The organism is Pedobacter kyungheensis (genome assembly GCF_000812965.1).
Classification (GTDB): Bacteria; Bacteroidota; Bacteroidia; order Sphingobacteriales; family Sphingobacteriaceae; genus Pedobacter; species Pedobacter kyungheensis.
Genome location: NZ_JSYN01000001.1, coordinates 131,931 through 151,307 on the forward strand (window position 1 = coordinate 131,931; position 19,377 = coordinate 151,307).

At 41.7% G+C, this 19,377-nt stretch carries 12 protein-coding genes; 1 reads left to right on the forward strand and 11 read right to left on the reverse strand.

Translation table 11 applies throughout. The features are described 5' to 3' along the window. Positions 1 to 71: 71 nt before the first annotated feature. The 7 genes from OC25_RS00495 to OC25_RS00525 form a co-directional block, all read right to left on the reverse strand. Complete coding sequence (locus tag OC25_RS00495) at positions 72 to 1,511, reverse strand: APC family permease (protein ID WP_039470608.1); 1,440 nt, start codon at positions 1,509 to 1,511, stop codon at positions 72 to 74. A gap of 38 nt (positions 1,512 to 1,549) precedes the next feature. Next, the gene (locus OC25_RS00500; RefSeq protein ID WP_156131349.1) at positions 1,550 to 3,325 is read right to left on the reverse strand and encodes a DUF885 family protein; all 1,776 of its coding nucleotides are present in this window, start codon (positions 3,323 to 3,325) and stop codon (positions 1,550 to 1,552) included. A gap of 88 nt (positions 3,326 to 3,413) precedes the next feature. Further along, positions 3,414 to 4,316, reverse strand: coding sequence for an AraC family transcriptional regulator (locus OC25_RS00505; RefSeq protein WP_039470613.1), 903 nt, complete (start codon positions 4,314 to 4,316; stop codon positions 3,414 to 3,416). Between the two features lie 407 nt (positions 4,317 to 4,723). After that, positions 4,724 to 5,965, reverse strand: coding sequence for an NAD(P)/FAD-dependent oxidoreductase (locus OC25_RS00510; protein WP_039470615.1), 1,242 nt, complete (start codon positions 5,963 to 5,965; stop codon positions 4,724 to 4,726). A gap of 18 nt (positions 5,966 to 5,983) precedes the next feature. Continuing rightward, positions 5,984 to 6,985 (reverse strand): 4-hydroxyproline epimerase, encoded by a 1,002-nt coding sequence (locus OC25_RS00515; RefSeq protein WP_039470617.1) that lies wholly within the window; start codon positions 6,983 to 6,985, stop codon positions 5,984 to 5,986. Further along, positions 6,978 to 8,564, reverse strand: a complete 1,587-nt coding sequence (locus OC25_RS00520; protein WP_039470620.1) for an aldehyde dehydrogenase (NADP(+)) — start codon at positions 8,562 to 8,564, stop codon at positions 6,978 to 6,980. Before OC25_RS00520 ends, OC25_RS00515 begins: the two co-directional genes overlap by 8 nt. Before the next feature lie 14 nt (positions 8,565 to 8,578). Beyond that, entirely contained in the window at positions 8,579 to 9,496 is a 918-nt protein-coding gene (locus OC25_RS00525; protein ID WP_039470622.1) for a dihydrodipicolinate synthase family protein, read from the reverse strand. A gap of 266 nt (positions 9,497 to 9,762) precedes the next feature. Between OC25_RS00525 and OC25_RS00530 the strand changes: the two genes are divergently transcribed. Then, a complete protein-coding gene (locus OC25_RS00530; protein WP_039470624.1) occupies positions 9,763 to 10,011 on the forward strand; it encodes a hypothetical protein in 249 nt (82 codons plus the stop codon). A 76-nt stretch (positions 10,012 to 10,087) separates the two neighbouring features. On the opposite strand, the gene OC25_RS00535 is transcribed toward OC25_RS00530, so the two are convergent. From OC25_RS00535 to OC25_RS00550, 4 genes are all read right to left on the reverse strand, one after another. After that, complete coding sequence (locus tag OC25_RS00535) at positions 10,088 to 11,764, reverse strand: M1 family metallopeptidase (RefSeq protein WP_039470734.1); 1,677 nt, start codon at positions 11,762 to 11,764, stop codon at positions 10,088 to 10,090. Positions 11,765 to 11,920: 156 nt separating this feature from the next. Further along, positions 11,921 to 13,318 carry an aminopeptidase P family protein gene (locus OC25_RS00540; RefSeq protein ID WP_039470626.1) on the reverse strand — a complete coding sequence of 466 codons (1,398 nt, stop codon included), beginning with the start codon at positions 13,316 to 13,318 and terminating at the stop codon, positions 11,921 to 11,923. 505 nt (positions 13,319 to 13,823) lie between these two features. After that, on the reverse strand, positions 13,824 to 16,586 hold the full coding sequence (locus OC25_RS00545; RefSeq protein WP_209435548.1) for a DUF5695 domain-containing protein: 2,763 nt from the start codon (positions 16,584 to 16,586) through the stop codon (positions 13,824 to 13,826). Positions 16,587 to 16,865: 279 nt separating this feature from the next. Next, positions 16,866 to 18,641: an aminopeptidase P family protein gene (locus OC25_RS00550; protein ID WP_039470629.1), complete on the reverse strand. Its 1,776-nt coding sequence runs from the start codon at positions 18,639 to 18,641 to the stop codon at positions 16,866 to 16,868. Positions 18,642 to 19,377 lie beyond the last annotated feature (736 nt).

The window sequence follows — 19,377 nt, forward strand, 5'->3', positions numbered from 1 at the left end:
TTTTGTAAATGTAATTGTAGTAAGCGGAAGATTAGGCTAAGATATTAATCGATAATATGAACATTTTAACCTTATGCTTCAACCACTTCTTTTGCCACTACATTAGGCTGGTTAATTTTCCCTTTAATTAGATAATAAACCGGAATACCAATGAGCGTAATGATTAAGCCCGGCCAGGTAAATTTGGGTTTAAAAATAATGAGGAGGATACAGAAAGCCAGTCCCATAACAATGTAAATGATGGGTAATACCGGATAACCAAAGGCTTTGTAAGGCCGCTCGGCATCGGGACGTTTTTTACGCAAAATGAAAATCCCGAAAATGGTCAGCATGTAAAACATTACCACTACAAAAGAAATCATATCGAGCAAATCGCCGTATTTACCGCTAATGCACCAAAGTGCGGCAAAAATACATTGAATCCACAGACCGAAACCCGGTACCGCATTTTTATTGAGTGTACCTACTTTTTTAAAGAAAAGACCATCTTTAGCCATCGAATAATATACCCTTGCACCCGCCATAATTAAGCCATTGTTACACCCGAAAGTCGAAACCATAATCATCACGGCAATGGTAATCGTACCGGCAGTGCCAAAAATATGATTGGCTGCCGAAACAGCTACGCGGTCTTTATCGGCATAAGCAATATCGTGCAAAGAAAGTACGCCGGTGTACATTACATTGGTAAGAATGTAGAGCACGGTAACAATAATGGTTCCTAAAGCTAAGCTCAAACCGATGTTACGCGCCGGGTTTTTAATTTCGCTGGCAATAAAAGTTACATTGTGCCACGAATCGCTACTAAATATCGAACCTACCATAGCCGCAGCAATAGCACCAAATGCAGCCAGTGTGGTATACGCAGAAACCGATCCGCTTGCAGGCAAAGCACCCAGCTGCCACATGTTTTCCCAATTGCTTTTCCAGATGCCTTTATCTAAAAAGAACAATCCAAACATAATTAAGCCGAATAAACTTAACAGTTTGGCCACGGTAAAGGTGGTTTGGATCACTTTTCCCCCGTTTACTCCTCTGTTATTGATAAACGTAAGCAATACAATTACGCCAATGGCCAAAAGTTGTGCAGGCGAAATGGTTAAAAAGCCCAGATCTATTGCAACCCTATCTTCGCTTAAAGCCGGAATAAGGTAAGCCGTAAATTTGGCAAAAGCTACACCTACAGCAGCAATGGTAGCGGTTTGGATTACGGTAAAAAAACTCCAGCCATATAAAAAACTAATGAGCGGATTGTAAGCTTCCTTTAAATAAATATACTGCCCACCTGCTTTTGGGAACATCGCACTTAGCTCGCCATAACTTAAAGCAGCAGTAAGGGTCATAAAACCGGTGATGAGCCAAACCACCAGCAGCCAGCCCGAGCTGCCTACGTTGCGGGTAATATCGGCACTTACAATAAAAATACCCGAGCCAATCATGCTTCCTGCAACGAGCATGGTGGCATCCATCAATTTAAGCGAAGGTTTAAACTGGGTGGTTTCTGCTTTCATAATTTGTTTTGTGGTTCAAAAAAAAGGTTAAGGTTAGTTTAGTGTGTTTGATCGTAAAAACGCCACGAGGTGGTGAAATCGCGGCTAAGGTTTTGGTTTATTAAAGTAGCGCGGATCAGTTCTACCGGGATGAGGTTTTGTTTAATAACGGCATCATGAAAAGCTTTAAAGCTCATTTTACCGCTATCTACCAGTTCTTTTTTCAAGGCAAAAAGCTGCAAGCCGCCTGTGAGGTAGGCCACCTGGTACAATGGGCTGTAACCGCCTTGGAACGAGCGGCGCACTTCGCCTTCGGCGTTGGCTGGTTCATGCCCTACACGGTCGACCAGAAAATCGATGCATTGTTGTGGTGTCCATTTGCCGAGGTGGTAATTGAGCGAGAAAAGAATCCTTGCACAACGGTGCATACGCCAGAAAAGCATACCGATTTTTTCTTCGGGTGTTTTGGCAAAGCCCTTGTCGTACAACAAAAGTTCCCAATACAATGGCCAGCCTTCTACACTAAAAGGGGTTTGGAAAGGATCGCGGTAGCCTTTGTAGCGGCTGTTCATAAAATATTGGTAATGATGGCCGGGCAATAACTCGTGTTGCACTGTCCCCCTCGAAAAATAAGGATTGTTACCACGCATACTCATTAACTTATCACCTTCCTCCATGGTGTTGGTAGGATAAGAAATACTGATTTCGCGACCACCAGTAAAAAAAGGGTTAACAAGCTGGCGTTCGGCCGACATCATCACCATCCCCCAGGTTTCCTGCGCCAGTGCCGGAATCTCAATCAAATCGTTAGCCTTGATGAATGCCAGCGCATCGTCCTGCAGTTTTACAATTAGCTCGGGTTGTTTACCCAACGGCACATAACTGTTTTTTACTTTTTCCTGGGCTTTTTTCCAATCGTTTCCGAACCCCATTTCGTTGGATGCTTTTAACAATTCGGCATCGCAATATTTAAATTCTTTTTCGGCAAGCTGAATGAGCTGTTCGGGCGTATAAGGAATAAACTCAGCATTTAATTGCCTGATCAGCTCATCGCGACCTATTGGATTACCTTTAATCGGTTGTTTATTGTTTTTAGGTTCGGGTGCATCGGCTTTTTCGGCAAACAATTTACCATAAGCAGTGAGGGCAGCATCTAACCTTTCGTAAGGCTTAGGCACCCACCAGGTAAAGCCCGGTTCGTAATTCATGTAAAACTGATAAAAACCTTTTAAGCGTTGCTTTAAGCTTGTTGTAATCGCCGCAGCCATTTTAAGCTGATCGGATTTAAGCTCTTTCTGCTGAATATTCCCCGTTAAAGTTTCGATCTGTTTAGCGGTGGCATCTATTTGCGAGGCCAGTAATGAACCTTCCTGATAATTCCCCCTCCTTCTCAATCTTTCGAGCGCATAAATGGCATCGGCAAAAGGAAAATAGCTGGCTATGGCTTTATATTCAGTTTCTTCTTTATTTAACAGGTATTTTGACGATTCGATCTGCTTTTTAAGCAAAATGTAATCTACTTTTCCATAAATACTAAAGGTTTCGAACTTAGCCGATTTGAGTTTAGCCAGATAATCGTTATTGATATCCTGGAGGCGTTTGCGCTGCTCAGGGCTTTTAAAAGTATTCAAAGGACTAGAATAGTAGCCTCCTGCTGAATAAGGGAAATAAAAATCGTTAATGGCATCAACATCACGCTGGTAACCCACTACCCAGGTTCCCATTTCGCTGGTTTGTTCGTAAAGGCTTTCATTGGTTGTTTGCGCTAAAGCAATCCCTCCGGATAACAAGCCACTAACAAATAAAAAAGCAATAAAAAGTAATCTTTTTAGCATTTCAATTGAGTTAAAAATGAGCAATAGCATTTGCCTCCATTCCGAAAAATGGCTAGCTTTTTATGGTAAAATGAATTTTGATAAAGGTTTAGGCGCCTACATAGCTAACCCGGCTTACATTATTATAGGTATCGATATATGCGCGTGGCGATTGACCGATAATGCTTTTAAATACACGGTTAAAATTGGTAATGCTGTTAAAACCTGCTTTATAAGCTACGCCTGAAATACAATCGGCCTTTTCGCCTGAAATAAGGCTTTTACAGGCATCGTTAATGCGCACCTCGTTTAAGAATGACACAAAGGTATGGCCGGTATGTTTTTTAAAATACCTGCAAAAAGCCTGTGGGGTCATAAAAGCTGCATTAGCCACATCTTCCAGCGAAATCTGGTTGTTGTAATTTTCGGTAATGAAATTGATGATTTTACTTAAACGCATCCCTTCATTTTCGGTTACGTTTGAAGAATATAAATCAGAACACAAAGATTCTACATCATCGTTTAAATCCTGAAGTCCGTTTACGAGCTGTAAAAACTTAAACAATACATCTACACCTGAGGCATGATGTACATCAAAAAGTTTGTTTACAATGGCTTTGTTGTAACGCTCCGGAATTTTAAAGCCATGTTTGTTTTTAGCCAAAAAAGAACTGGCCATCTTCATTTCGGGCAGATTGAACAACGCTCCTAAAATTCCGTTTGGATTGAAATAAATAGAGCAGGCCTTGATGGTTCTGGTTGAGTTGGCCGCAAAATATTCAGGATTGCTTTTAAACAGATGCGGCAGTTTGGCTCCAATTACAAAAATATCGCCAGAACGGAAAGCATGCATATCATTGCCTGCAATTAGCGTTCCTTCTCCCCTTTCTACATAAGTAATCTGCCATTCATCGTGGCGGTGCAGATATTGATAAAAATAAGGTGCTTCGATATGCTCCGAAATCACACTCTTGTCATCGGGCACAAGCATGGTAAATGGTAATACTTTCATCAGGATAGTTAGTTGGTTTAGGTTGTTGATTATAAAATGAATGTAAGGATATTAACATTTAAAAACCAATAAAAAGCACAACTAGGTTAAAATCCTGCTATAAGTTGATAAAATATCACCAAATAAAAGTTGTAAGTAGCTACTTAAAAATTAGTTATCAGGAAATGGACGATCGTGTTGCCAGATGTTACCATCTGGCAAAGAGACATACTATTCAAAGTTTCAGATGGAAATATCTGACACCACTCATAAACCACAGATGGAAAGGATGAACACAGATATAATCATGTTAGCCACGGAGACGCGGATTTGCACGGAGTATAGAACGTGCTGCCAGACGTTACCATCTGGCAGAGAGATATACTATTCAAAGTGTCAGATGGAAACATCTGACACCACAAAAAAACTTAACGATCAACCGAGAAAGGTTCGAGTTTTAAGGCTTTAGCTTCTTCGGCAACAATCTGGCTTACCAGTAAACCCGTTGCAGGGCCAAGGCTTAAGCCCATCATGCCATGACCTGTAGCAATAATTAAATTTTCTCTTTTGTTACTTCTGCCGATGTAAGGTAAACCATCTGGCGATGAAGGCCTGAAACCGTACCAGATATCTTTTTCGGCTGGCAAAGCAGGCTTTAAATCGGGGAAATAGTTAGGCACAGACTCTACGATACCTTTAACCCTCTGCATGTTTATGCGGGTGTTAATTTTATCGAGCTCCATGGTACCGCCATACCTGATCTGGCCGTTCATTGGTGTAATGGCTACCCGTGCCTCGCATAAAAGTGCAGGTATGGTTAAGCGCTGCTGAGGTTCGGCTTCCATAAATGAATAACCTTTGCCAGGCATTAAAGATATTTTTAAATCGGCCATTTTAGCTACAGCCGGCGACCATGAACCAGTAGCCAACACATACTGATCGGCCTCCCAGGCCTTATTGCCGGTAAAAACCTTCATGATCCGGTTACCCGAAACTTCAATTTTATCAACTTCCCTGTTCCTTTCAATTTTAACCCCGTTACTGGTTAAATAAGTTAACAGAGCATTCATCAGTTTGGTTGGGTATAAATGGGCATCATCACGATAGTGTACAGCACCTAAAACATCAAGTGCCAAACCGGGTTGTAAAGCACGACATTCATCGGCACTTAAAACAGCCATATCCAGCCCCAAATCAATGGCCTTTTCGGCCAGGTGTGCTTCTTCTTCGCCTGCCTTTTCGGTTTTATAAAAAGCCAGGATGCCCTTATTGGTCAGTTCGAAATTAAAACCGGGTTCCTGGGCAAGTTCCTGATAGAGTTTTTTGCTGAGCAAAGATAAATCGCGCAGTGGAACAGCTGCCGCTTCAACATGTTTAGCCGTGGCATGTTTCATGAACTTTAGCCCCCAGTTAATCAGATTCCCATTTAACGAGGGCCGCACGTAAAAAGGGCTCTTGCTGTTAAACATCCACCTGATGCCTTGCTTAATCATGCCTGGTGCTGCCAGAGGCACAAAATGACTGGGTACAATCATCCCGGCATTACCAAAAGAACAGTTGTCGGTAATATCTCCTTTATCTAAAACGGTTACTTCATAACCTTTTTTCTGCAGATAATACGCAGAAGTTAAGCCTACAATTCCACCACCTATTATTAATACTTTCGCCATTCTTTTAATTTTAAAACACTAAATCACCTGAAATCCATGTGCGTAAGGGTCATCCTCAGCATCGATTTTAATGGTATTGTAACCATACACTTTTGCCCAGCCTTCTACACTCGGAATAATTGCCTTAATTCCATTCAAATCTACCACCTCTTCTACCCGGCCAATAAATTTGCTTCCGATAAAACTTTCGTGAATAAAATCTTCACCCTGTTTTAGTTTTCCTTTAGCAAACCATTGCGCCAAGCGGGCTGAAGTACCGGTTCCGCAAGGAGAACGGTCAATAGCTTTATCGCCATAGAAAACGGCATTTCTTGCAGTTGATGTAGGGTCGATTGTTTTTCCCGTCCACAATACATGGCTGCAGCCATTAATGGTCGGATCTAAAGGATGTACGAAAGTATATTTTTCATTAATGCGTTTTCTGATGGTCTGGCTCCAGGTAATCAGTTGCGAAGCCGTATAGTTTTCGAGTCCGGGAAAATTCTTTTGCGGATCTACAATGGCATAAAAATTTCCGCCGTAAGCCACATCAAAGGTAAGCATACCTAAATCCGGGCATTCTACTTCCAGGTTTTCTGCTGCAAGGTAAGAAGCCACATTTTTAAGTTTCACCGATTTAACTTTTTTGCCTTCCTGCTTATATTCGATTAAAACAAGGCCGGCAGGTGCTTCCATTCTGATTACACCCGGTACTTTGGGTTTAATCAAACCTTCTTCAACAGCAATGGTAATGGTGCCAATGGTGCCATGGCCACACATGGGAAGGCAGCCACTGGTTTCGATAAACAGTACCGCAACATCGTTTTTTGGATCGTGAGGTGGATAAAGAATACTGCCCGACATCATATCATGACCTCTTGGTTCAAACATCAAACCTGTTCTGATCCAATCGAATTCTTTTAAAAAATGTTGCCGCTTTTCGCTCATATTGGCACCAATAAGCTGAGGACCGCCACCTGCAACCAACCTAACCGGATTTCCGCAAGTATGTGCATCTACACAAAAAAATGTTTTACTCATAAGATTTCGTTAATTTCTGGTTCACCGTTCTGAAAATACCTAAAGGGTTTTCATTTTTCAGTTCATCGGGCAATAAAGCTTGCTCCCAGTCCTGATAAGCCAGCGGACGCGCAAAACGGTTAATAGCTGTTGAGCCAACAGAGGTAAAGCGGCTATCGTTTGTGGCCGGAAATGGCCCGCCGTGTTGCATGGCTGCGCAAACCTCCACACCGGTTGGCACCCCATTCAGAATGATCCTGCCGGTTTTATCGGTTAATTTGTTTATTAATGCCTGGTAATTTTGAAGTTCCTGCTGATCGGCCATCAAAGTGGCGGTAAGTTGTCCTTCCAATACCTCCACTGCTTTTTCGAGCTCAGCAATATCCTGTGCTACTACCAGCAGCGAATAAGGGCCAAAAATTTCTTCACGGAGTTTCGGGTTCCGGATAAAATCGCCGGCGCTTACCTGGGCAATTTTAGCTTCCGATTGATTTTGAAGTTCACTGTTGTTTACTGTCGATGCCGACAAAAGTGCTACGCCACCTTCATTTACAATATCTGCAGAAAGGTTGATATAATTTTGAGCAATACCTTCAGTTAGCATGGTAGCCGATGGAATTGTAGCGATAGCCTCTTTTAAAACTGTTTTAAAATTTTCTAAGGCTGGCGATTGTACTGCAAGCAATAAACCCGGGTTGGTGCAAAACTGACCAGCACCTAAAGTAATTGATGCTGCATATTTTTTGGCCAGTTCTTTGGCCTGATTTTCGATCGCTTTTGGTAAAAAGATTACCGGGTTAATGCTACCCATTTCGGCAAAAACCGGAATAGGTTGCTCGCGCTGCTGCGCCAGGTTAACCAAAGCCATCCCACCTTTAAACGAACCGGTAAAAGTAACCGCTTTGGTTAAAGGATGTTGTACCAAGGCTGCGCCAACAGTATAACCATCATCATACAACAGCGAGAAAATACCTTTTGGCATTCCTGTTTTTTCAGCAGCTTTTACAATGGCACCACCCACCAGCGCACTGGTACCCAAATGTGCAGGGTGTGCTTTTACCACCACCGAACAACCGGCAGCCAATGCAGAAGCAGTATCACCACCGGCTACAGAAAAGGCCAAAGGAAAATTACTTGCTCCAAAAACCACTACCGGACCAATCGGAATCAACATTCGTCTGATATCTGGTCGTGGTAAAGGCTGACGCTCTGGCAAAGCTGTATCAATAATAGCATCTACCCACGAGCCCTCGGCTACCACATTGGCAAATAACCTCAGCTGCCCTGTAGTGCGCCCCAATTCGCCTTGTAAACGTGCCAAAGGCAAACCACTTTCGGCTGAAGCCCGGTTTACCAATTCTTCACCAAGCGCAGCAATTTCATCTGCTATGGCATTTAGGAAAGCAGCTTTAAGGTCTTTATTTAAGCTTCTATACACCTGAAAAGCACTGGTTGCCGATGTTAAAGCATCATCAACAAGGCTTTGGCTGGCTTTAAAAAAATCGCCTTCAAGCGTTAATCCTGTGGCAGGATTAACGGCTTTAAGGCTTTTTTCATTAATTTCTGAATAAGTACCGGCTATAATATTTTTTCCGTTCATATCTGGTTATTAAACTATTTACCCCAACTGCCTGCAGGTAATATGGGACGAGCAGCTAATGCATCGTTAATGATTTTAAGTACTTTTTCTCTTTCTGCACCGCTAATTGGTAAGCGTGGCGCCCTAACAGCCTCAGTTCCTAAACCAGTAGCTACTTCGGCCAATTTAATGTATTGCACCAATTTAGCATGAATATCGAGTTCTAATACCGGTAAAAACCAGCGGTAAATGGTTAAAGCTTCGGCAATGCGGTTTTCTTTAATCAACCTGAAAATCGCAACGGTTTCTTTCGGAAAGGCATCAACCAAACCAGCTACCCAGCCATGTGCACCCATCACAATACTTTCCATGGCCAGCGGATCTACTCCGGTAAAAATCTTAAAGCGATCGCCAAAGCGGTTAATTAAACGGGTTACGTTCGATACATCCCTGGTCGATTCTTTAATCGCCTGGATATTATCGTATTTGGTCAGTACCTCAAACATGTCTAAGGTTACTTCAATTTTATAATCAACCGGGTTGTTGTAGATCATAATCGGCAAACTAGTGCTCTCTGCAATGGCGCCAAAAAAGGCCAGGGTTTCGTCAGGAGCGGCATTGTAACGCATTGGGGGCAATAACATTAAACCCTGTGCACCCAGCGATTCAGCTTTTTTAGCTACTTCAATTGCTTTTTTGGTTGTAGCCTCGGCAATGTTCAATAAAACCGGTACACGACCGTTTACCAATGTTAGCGTATGCGATAACAATCCGAATTTCTCTTCATCGCTCAATACACTGGCTTCGCCAAGCGATCCGCCTAAAATAATTCCCTCAGCACCTGCTTCTAATTGTGCTTCGATATTTAAATCGAAAGCCGGAAAATCCAATTCGTCGTTTGCTGTAAATTTTGTAGTTACAGCTGGGAAAACCCCTGTCCATTTGATACTCATTGTACTATGATGTTTTTAATAATTAAGATTTAAAAATTAACGGTTGCGTTAAACCTAACAAGGTTAAAATCGCTAAACACGGGTGATATTAGCTTAATAATAACATTCAAAGGTACTGGATCGTGCTACGCCCGAATTATTGGATTTTAACCAATATTGGCTATAAATACGCCATTTGGACTGACGCCGGGGAAGAAAGAAATAGTTTCAAAAATGTGAAAACAGAATACACTAAGAAAAGATGCTATTAAAAGCCTAAATTCTCCATGAAGTTTGTAGAATTGATTTGTAATTATTTTTTCACCCTACCCACCTCCTTGCCTCGGCTCACCGCCGCCGAAGGGCTCTTTCTTTTTGCTGCCAAAAAGAAACAAAAACCACCGGCTGAAAATTTTTCTTTGAAAGTCAGTGGTAGGGATACTGTAGTAGAGCCCGAAAAATTTATTAGGCCGGATTTTAGCAGAACGGAAGGGCGGTGCTACGGCTCGATTGGGCGGCCATGCATGATGAAATAAAATTCATTATAGATTCTCCAAAAAAAATATCAAAATAATCCATAAAGCATCTTAAAAAAACATTGGATTTTAAATCTTATTTTGTGTTTTTTACATCCAGATAATACATCAATTCGATACCAGTTTTGGTAAACAACGATTCCTGTCCGCTGGCCAGGCTAATTTGCTGCCACTGGGTTGTAGGCAAAATCTTTACAGTTTTAACACCGCTTTGGGTTAATGTTAGTGGCAGGTTAAAGCCATTTACGCAATTGCTATAACGGTAAAAAGCCTTGCCTTTTTCTACATAATACTCAAAGACCGGGATTTGTGTGGTACGCAGGTATTGGTCAAAAACTTTTTTGTAATTGAAACCAGTTTTTTTAGAAATATAATCCTCTATCTCAGCGGTGGTAACTGTTTTATGGTAAAAGGTTTGGTTAAGTCCGCGTAAAACCGACCTGAACAGCGCATCGTTATTTAAACTGTGCCTGATGGCGTGCAGCATATTGCCTCCCTTAGGGTACATATCGCCACTGCCCTGTGCATTTACCCCATAAGCCGGAATGATAGGGCTATCGTTACGAATGCCTTTTCTAATCCCAAAATTATATTCGTTACCGGCTTTATTCCCAAAAATATAATCAACAAAAAGGGTTTCGCTGTAATTGGTAAAACCTTCGTGCACCCACATATCGGCCAAATCTTTGGTAGTAATGTTGTTGCCAAACCACTCGTGACCGCTTTCGTGAATGATGATAAAATCCCATTTCAAACCCCAGCCATTGCCCGACATGTCGCGCCCCATGTATCCAAATTTATAGCGGTTACCGTACGAAACGGCCGATTGGTGCTCCATCCCCGTATGCGAAGCATCAATTAATTGGTAGCCGTCTTCGTAAAAAGGATAGGGCCCAAACCAGTATTCAAAGCTTTTCATCATTTTATGTACCTGATCGGGCATATAGGTTTTCGCTTTAGGGTAATTGTAATCCAGTACCCAATAATTTATATCAAGCGATCCTTTTTCTCCGGCGTACTTTTCTTTAAAATTAACGTACTTACCAATGTATGGGATAATGCAATAATTGCTGATCGGGTTTTGTACATTGTATTTATAGGTAGTGGTACCATTGCCGTTATTCTTTTTAAACACCAAACGGCCATTGCCTACCGCAACCAGAGTATCGGGTACAGTCATGGTTAACGAAGCGCCACGGTCGGGTTCATCGCTCTGATGGTCTTTATTGGGATACCAAACCGAAGCACCAAGTCCCTGACAAGCTACCGTCATCCATGGCCGCGAAAGCGAATCGGTGGTAAAAATGAAACCGCCATCCCATGGAGCCCTTTTGGCCTGATGCACTTTGCCATGATAAAACAACTGCACATGGTTTAAAGCTGTAAGTTTTTGAGCCGGCACATGCACATACCAAACGCTTCCGCTATGCTCAAATTTTAACTGCGCTTTGCCATTGTACAAAACACTGTCAATAATTAACGGTTCCTGCAAATCAATCTGCATGCGTGTTTTACCACTGTTCGGCTTCACCACTTTGTACACAATTTTGTTCGAACCGGTAATGCTTTTATCGTTATAATCGGGCTTAACCGAAAGCTCATAACGCTGCACATCCCACCAGGTACGCTCGGCATTTAAGCTGCCACGTAAGGTATCGGCAAGGGTATAAACCTTTTTAGGGCTTTGTGCAAAAAGCTGCAGGGTAAAACAGGCTATAAGTACTGTTAAACAGCCAAATGTTATTTTTTTCATATCGTATACCGGCATCAGCCAATTTATTTTGAAAAGCAGTTGCAGTGTTTTATCGGTTAGTCCGGCCCTGCTATCTCTCCTGCTCCGGTAAAAACCGGGAGCATCCGTTCTATCAGGTTTATTTTACCTGGGGCAGTACTTAATACCCGAACTTGGTTAATAAGCCTCGGCCCTCACCGCCTCTACCTCATCAGTAGTGATGGCCAGGTGCTTGCCCAGCATCGTACTTCCGGTTTCGGTAATCAGGAAATCATCTTCAACCCTAATGCCGCTAAAATGCCTGAACTGCTCTAATTTATCGTAATTAATATATTCGCTAAACTGATTTTCAGCCTTCCAGCGGTCAATCAGTTCCGGAATAATGTACACTCCCGGCTCTACTGTTAACACATAACCGGTTTCGAGGGCTTTTCCAAGCCTTAGCGATTTTAAGCCAAACTGCGTCGTATTTTTAAGCAAATCGTCGGTATAACCTACGTATTGTTCGCCCAGATCTTCCATATCGTGTACATCGAGCCCCATCATGTGGCCGGTTCCGCATTGAAAAAACATGGCATGCGCACCTGCTGCAACAGCATCGTCAACGTTACCTTTCATCAGGCCGATATCTTTAAGGCCCTGAGCCAATGTTTTACACGAGGTTAAATGTACATCCAGATACCTTACCCCAGGTGCCAGCATGTTTTTGGCATCGGTATAAGCCTTCAGCACCACATCATAAATATCTTTTTGCTCAGCAGTAAATTTTTTACCTACCGGAAAAGTACGCGTAAGATCGCCTGCATAACCTAAAGCGGTTTCCACGCCCGAATCATTTAAAACCATTTGGCCATCAAGCAACTGGTTGCCATGATAGTGGTTATGTAAAATTTCGCCACGTACGGTTAAAATAACCGGATAGGCAATGTTTCCGCCGGTAGCCAATGCCGCACCTTCAATTTTTGCGGCAAGCTCGCGCTCATACATACCCGGCCTGGCCTGTTGCATTACCATTAAATGAATATCGGCTGATAAAGCTGCTGCACGGTTTAATTCTACTATTTCTTCAGCCCCTTTGATCGATCTTTGCGCAACAACTGCTTTGATAAAGGTTAGAGATGCTTTTTCTTTCAGCTGAGCGATTGGAATATTTAACCAATGGCTGAGTTTAATTTTATTTTCGGCCCGGTAAGGCGGTAAGAAATGAACCTGCTGTTTTTTTTCGACTGCTTTTTGCAGGTAATCGTCGAGCTTATCAAGTGGCTGTACTTCTGTTAAACCAGCATCAATGCTTTTTTCTTTCAGGGTTTTCTGCCTGCCCATCCAAACAATATCATCAATTCCCATTTCGTTGCCAAACAAAATGGTTTTATCGGCATCAAGATCGATAATCGCCCCAAGCGAGGGTTCGTTTATACCGAAATAATATAAAAAAGTACTGTCTTGCCTAAAGTGGTAGGCATTGTCTTTATAGTTCATCGGACTATCTTCGTTACCCATAAAGAGTAAAATACCCGAATTAACTTTTGATTTTAGCGCTGCTCTCCGTTGGAGGTAAACTTCCTTTTGAAACATATTTTTTGTTGTTAGGCAAATATCCCAAATGCAATTTTTATTCAATCAACTTCACAATCGACTGGCTAAAATATGGGCGGTATCTGCAAATTATAAGCTAGAGTTTGGATGTAAAAATCACAATTAATTTTTGCTAAGCGAAAAATAGCTACAAAATCTGCATAGGAATGACAAACTTCTGGGTAGTAATCTAAATGGCTCAAGTGTAGCCATTGTACAATATTACCACAGCAATAAATAGTTATTTTATAATCAAAAATTTAAATAATCTTAAATAAAGTATTTATCTAACTGAATCAAAGCAGATGTGAGGCTGATATTGTCATTAGTAATACTTAAAGCAAGCTGAAATCATTAAAAATCCGCTATATAAATCTATTTAATAACTAAATATCATCATTTATATCATTTAAATTATTAAATAACAGTCATACTAATCTGATTATAAAAAATAAAGCCCCGTAAAAATATTTTTTACAGGGCCCGAGAGTTGAGAAAATTGGTATTATCTTTTAATGATGATTTCGGTAGGCTGATCTTTATTCAGTTGAACCTGATAGGCTCCTCTCGCATTAACCTGCACATCTTTCATTACATAAGTAGCCTTATTTTTAACCTTTGCAGGTTGCGACAATCTGATTAACGCGGCTGGTGTATAAGCATTGGCGGCATCGAGTTTAAGTTTAATTTCTCCGTTTTGCGTATTGTAGCTAACTTCAGCTATGGTACCCGCATCAAGCGTTATGTAAAGCCCCTCAGCAGCAATGTAAACTGCCGATTTAGCTGCAGTTGTTAATTTCAGGTTTACTGTATTTCCAGCTTGTTTTAAATTCCCTCCAAAGGCCAGCCAGCCAAACTCAGGATGTTTCATTACATAAGCAGAAGTATTAACCGCATAGCCAAAAAATCCTGAACCATAATCGCCTGTAATGCCATCGTTCTTTAAAGTTGAAGGATAAGCATGAAAGGCAGCCGGTGCAAAACCGTCTTGTGTAATGTTCGAAATGGTACCCATTAAACCACCGTACCCGGCACGTAAAAGATAAAAATCATCAGGATTTTTACGGTAATCCATCAATACAGGGATGGCATTTAAACCCGAACCGTAATGATGGATCATGCGTTCTATACGGGTAAGTTTACCGCCATAAAGGAAATCCCAATAACGGCGCGCGTTACCATTATAAGCCCAATGCGGCAGCACAGGCATATAAGCCAGTATAGCATTTAGCGTTACATTGGCTTTATCGGTATAGCCAAAATAGTTCGACCACACATAAACTTCTTCCTGACCTGTGGAATCCCAGGGCATTTCACTACCAAAGGGATATTGCAGCGAGCGCCAGTGGTTGGCACGTTTTTTCATTTCATTCTCCAACCGGGTCGCCTCTTCTGTTAAACCTTCGTTTTTAAGATCGGTTAAGATGAGGTAAAAGATGGTACCTTCCATTTGCCCGAACTGTGCGTAATATGGCGCAATGTTTACCATGGCCATACCGGTTTCGGCAGCATTAATGAGGTGTTGTTTCCAACTCCCCTCTTCTACCAGTCCGCTGTAATTACGTGCCAAACGGTACATAATCCAATGCGCAGCGGCCACGTGTGGGTAGTTGTAAGAGCGTCCGAGGTTATCGGCTTCTTTTTTGGGCCAGGCCGACCAGGTTTTAAAGTTGATGTTATCAGCATAAGTACCTTTAGGCAGAGAATCGGGTGCATAGTAAAACAAACTCTTTCTTACACCATATTTCTGCGGACCATCGTTAAGCTGAATACGGCCAAACATTACGGTATCTACAAACTGTTTTAATTTGTCTACTTCTTCTTTTTCAGGATGTACCAACTGTTTCATCATGGCACCCAGCCACGAACCAGCTCCCCCCTCATCACTTAAACCGGCAATCCAGGCGCGATTATCTTGTGTTACCTGCTGTTGTTTTTCATAATCGTAAGTAATGGCTGATGGGCTTCTTTTAAAAATTGGATCGGGCTGGTTAAACCACTGTTTGGTAGTTAAAAAGTGACCATAACTGGCAATTACTTCATTTTCAGGTTCAATTACCTTGTAATTTATCGTTTGCTCCAATCCATCTTCGTAAACAACCGATAGGCGCGCCCTTCCCCAGGTGTTGGCTTTTACGGAATAGCTTTTCCAGCCATTTTTGGTTACACCAGTGGCTTTTACAGTTAAAGCATTTTCGGGTAGTACACTTAGCGATTTAATTTTTTTAACATAATTGATAAAAAGTTTGGCATCTACATCTTTAGGCAATACATAGCCCGGAACCGATACGGCCACCGGTCTTTTATTTTCAATCAGTTTGCTTTCTGTATTTTTAGCGGTACCCGAGATGATAAACTGAAGCGCATAACTTTTGCTTTCGCCTGGTTTTAAAAATGCGCTGGTTGGCTTATTCCATTGTTCGGCATTTTTCCACTCATTTTCGGCATAGGCTTTACTGTGCACCATCCACTCGTAAAAGCCCTCAAAAGCAATTCCACGTGGTGTGCGGTCGTCGTTTAGCGGGTTGTATGCTTCGAAAGGGGTATGCCCGAGTGGTGCCACAATAAGTGAAGGCGCATGACCACTTAAGCGCGTAACCTGTAAATAACCTGCATCCTGACCAATGTAAGGATCGTAAAACACATTTTTGGCATGGGTTTGCTCCAGCGTTCTGCCTTCTAAAATATTATCGAAAATCATCGGAATACCCAATGCGCCAATTTCTACCGTTTTACTGGTTTTGTTTCTGAGCTCGAAACGAAGCACCAGTTTACCATCTTGCATTTCCCAGCTCCGGGTAATTTGCAAAGGAATATCTGCCGGCAATGTTGCAGCCAGATCGGCAGCTGAGAGCACGTTTTTACCCGCAGCTAAACTTTTAACCGCACTTCTTTTAGCCGCAGTGCTGTAGCTTGTCCAGCCCTCGTTACCGGCACTACGCAATTTAAGGTTAATATCGCCCAAATGGTACAACCCATCCGAGCTCCGCACTTTTAAACTATCGCTGGGCACAAAATCGAAATCGTTGACCATTTTAGGCTGTAAACCTGCAACGGTTTGCGATGATTTAACCAGTTTAAGTTTTAATGCGCCTGCATCAAACTGGCTGAAACCATTTTCAAGCCCTAATGTTGATGGCTTTTTACTTAATGCAATCCAGGGCGATTGGGCAAAACTTACCTGAATATACAGTAGAGATAGTGCTAAGCAAAATATTGCTTTAAAAGCTATTGTGATTGGTCTTTTTGTCGGTTTTGTATTCATCATAATAAAAAACGTGTTTATGACGCTTTATTCAAAAATAGATTTAAAAAAGTAAAGCACCTATCAACTTTACAAATAGCGCAAAATCGGTAAAGAATTGGTGTATTTACGGCAAGTTAGGTTTTGGAGGGGAATGGTTGCCACCAGCACTGCAGCAGGTAAATTAAACGCGATTGCAGCGGCAGCTCCCGGTTGAAAACCGGAACTAAAGCGAAAAGCGCGACTGACATTAATTGAAATACAGGCGCTGCTTTTCAAATAAAAATAAGATTTAACAACACACTATATCGGCTGGCATTTTGCTTTTAACCAGCTGGCTTCTTCGGCCGAAAGATGCGGCTGAAGCTGATCAAACACCCTATTATTGTAGGCATTTAACCAACTAAGCTGACCAGCTTCCAAAAGTGCCTTATTTACAATCCGGGTATCGATATAGCATAAAGTAAGTGTTTCGAAACTGAGGAAATTACCAAAGACACTGCTGCCATGATTAACACATAAAACCAGATTTTCGATCCTTACACCATGTGATCCGGGCCTGTAAATCCCCGGCTCGATGGAAGTTACCATACCCGGCTTAAAGGGCACATCAACATTGGCGGGGCTAATGTTCTGAGGACCTTCATGTACATTAAGAAAAAAGCCAATACCATGGCCCGTACCATGACCAAAGTTAATGCTATGCTCCCATAAAGGTTTACGGCAAATCGAATCGATCTGATAACCTTTTGTACCTTCGGGGAAAACAAGTTTCGATCCTTCAATCAGGCCTTTTAATACGAGCGTATAATCGTCTGCCTGTTGTGCCGAGTAATTTGACATGGGCATTACGCGGGTAATATCAGTTGTACCATATAAATATTGCCCACCCGAATCTACCAGGAACAAACCTTCCGGCTGTATTTCGAGGCTACTCTCTAAACTTACACTGTAATGTGGCAAGGCACCATTGGCATTGAAACCGGCAATGGTATTGAAACTTAAACCCGCAAAACCGGGTTGCTCGGCCCTGAAAGCAGCCAGCTTTTCGGCAGCCGACCACTCTGTAATCTGCTCCTCCCCTAACCTTTCTTCCATCCATTTAAAAAATCTGGTCATGGCTACCCCATCTTGTACCATAGCCTTGCGGATATGGTTAATTTCTGTTTCGTTCTTTAAACTTTTGAGGTGCGTACTGGGGTTGATACCTGAAATTACCTTAATCGTGGCTGGCAACAATTGATACAAGCCAAAACAGTTGCGTTTAAAATCAATAAAAACCGCTGAATCTGAAGGGAGTTCTTTTAGCGCATCATTTATTGCCGCGTATGGATAAAGCGTTACGCCTTGTTGCTTCAAGGTATTTATATCGTTATCTGCTAGTTTTGCCGCATCGATAAAGAGTTTCGCCTCCTGGAGTGTAATTAAAGCAAAGCTTAATGCTACAGGATTATAATCTACATCTTTGCCCCTGATATTGAAAAGCCAGGCGATATCATCGAGCGAGGAAATTAAATGGCTTTGGGCACCAACTGTTTTTAATTGGGCTTTTACCTGTTCAAGTTTGGCAGAGATGGATAAACCTGCATCTTTTTCGGCTATGAGAAAGGCCTTTTCGGTTGGCAAAGCGGGCCGGTCTGACCATAAAGGGCCAATTAAATCGGCATCTACTATTTGAATGTGCTGTTTTTCTAAACCAGCCTGAATTTCTAAAGCCAGTGCGACTGAAATCAGCTGATAATTGAAAGCCACGGTTGCATTTTCAGGCATCACCTCGCTTAACCATTCAATGTATTCAGGTGTGTGGGGTACTTTCAATTTAACCAATTCGTAACCCGAACCCTGCAACTGGGGCTCGGCCTGGGTAAAATACCGCGAATCGGTCCACAAGCCGGCAAAATCTTTTGTAATAACCAAAGTTCCGGCCGAACCGGTAAAACCACTGAAAAAAGGGATGGCTTTATAATGTGCTGGCAAATATTCGCTAATGTGCGGATCGGCGGCAGTAATGATATAGGCATCTATTTTCTGTTCGGCCATTAAGGTACGTAAGGCCTGCAATTTTGCTACAAAAGTCATGAGGAGAAAGAATTTTATTGGCCAAATTTAAATATTCTTTTCGACACAGTTTATTGAATAGTCCATGCAGGTATAATTAAGCAATACGCATTTATAATTAGTGCATTTACTTTTATAATTAATGTATAGGATTTTATAATTAACCTACCCGCTTTTATAATTAATGTACCCGCATTTATAATTAATGCATTAGATTTTATAATTAACGTCCTCGCTTTTATAATTAATGTACCCGCACTTATAATTAATGCATTAGACTTTATAATTAACCTACCCGCTTTTATAATTAATGTACACGCATTTATAATTAATACATTAGATTTTATAATTAACGTTATCGCTTTTATAATTAAGCAACAAGCATTTATAATTAAGCAAGGTGCAGTTACGATAAGGTGACCCGTCATCGCACACACAGACCAAATGACTAAGACTTGCGCTAGTGGTTTTGCACCATCCCTCATTTCCTCAGACCGTCCTGCTGGTCCGATAGCTATCGGACTTGTTTCGGCATCTCTAATGAGCGGCCCTGGATCGAATCTTTGAAGCACAAGTCATCCACCCCACAAACCTAAATCGCTAAGACTTGCGCTAGTGGTATTCTTATTTAAAATTACAAACTAAACCGACCTCAATTTTTCGAACAAACAACTCAAATCTGTTTCAAAAAGTAGTATTACTAAAACGTTTTGTAAATATAAATAATACAATATTTGGCTAAAACAACTAAACTTAA

What these genes read in the sequence shown, in the direction of transcription:
- OC25_RS00495 (WP_039470608.1), bottom strand. Translation starts at nt 1,511, where the DNA reads ATGAAAGCAGAAACCACCCAGTTTAAACCTTCGCTTAAATTGATGGAT.
- OC25_RS00500 (WP_156131349.1), bottom strand. Translation starts at nt 3,325, where the DNA reads ATGCTAAAAAGATTACTTTTTATTGCTTTTTTATTTGTTAGTGGCTTG.
- OC25_RS00505 (WP_039470613.1), bottom strand. Translation starts at nt 4,316, where the DNA reads ATGAAAGTATTACCATTTACCATGCTTGTGCCCGATGACAAGAGTGTG.
- OC25_RS00510 (WP_039470615.1), bottom strand. Translation starts at nt 5,965, where the DNA reads ATGGCGAAAGTATTAATAATAGGTGGTGGAATTGTAGGCTTAACTTCT.
- OC25_RS00515 (WP_039470617.1), bottom strand. Translation starts at nt 6,985, where the DNA reads ATGAGTAAAACATTTTTTTGTGTAGATGCACATACTTGCGGAAATCCG.
- OC25_RS00520 (WP_039470620.1), bottom strand. Translation starts at nt 8,564, where the DNA reads ATGAACGGAAAAAATATTATAGCCGGTACTTATTCAGAAATTAATGAA.
- OC25_RS00525 (WP_039470622.1), bottom strand. Translation starts at nt 9,496, where the DNA reads ATGAGTATCAAATGGACAGGGGTTTTCCCAGCTGTAACTACAAAATTT.
- OC25_RS00530 (WP_039470624.1), top strand. Translation starts at nt 9,763, where the DNA reads ATGAAGTTTGTAGAATTGATTTGTAATTATTTTTTCACCCTACCCACC.
- OC25_RS00535 (WP_039470734.1), bottom strand. Translation starts at nt 11,764, where the DNA reads ATGAAAAAAATAACATTTGGCTGTTTAACAGTACTTATAGCCTGTTTT.
- OC25_RS00540 (WP_039470626.1), bottom strand. Translation starts at nt 13,318, where the DNA reads ATGTTTCAAAAGGAAGTTTACCTCCAACGGAGAGCAGCGCTAAAATCA.
- OC25_RS00545 (WP_209435548.1), bottom strand. Translation starts at nt 16,586, where the DNA reads ATGATGAATACAAAACCGACAAAAAGACCAATCACAATAGCTTTTAAA.
- OC25_RS00550 (WP_039470629.1), bottom strand. Translation starts at nt 18,641, where the DNA reads ATGACTTTTGTAGCAAAATTGCAGGCCTTACGTACCTTAATGGCCGAA.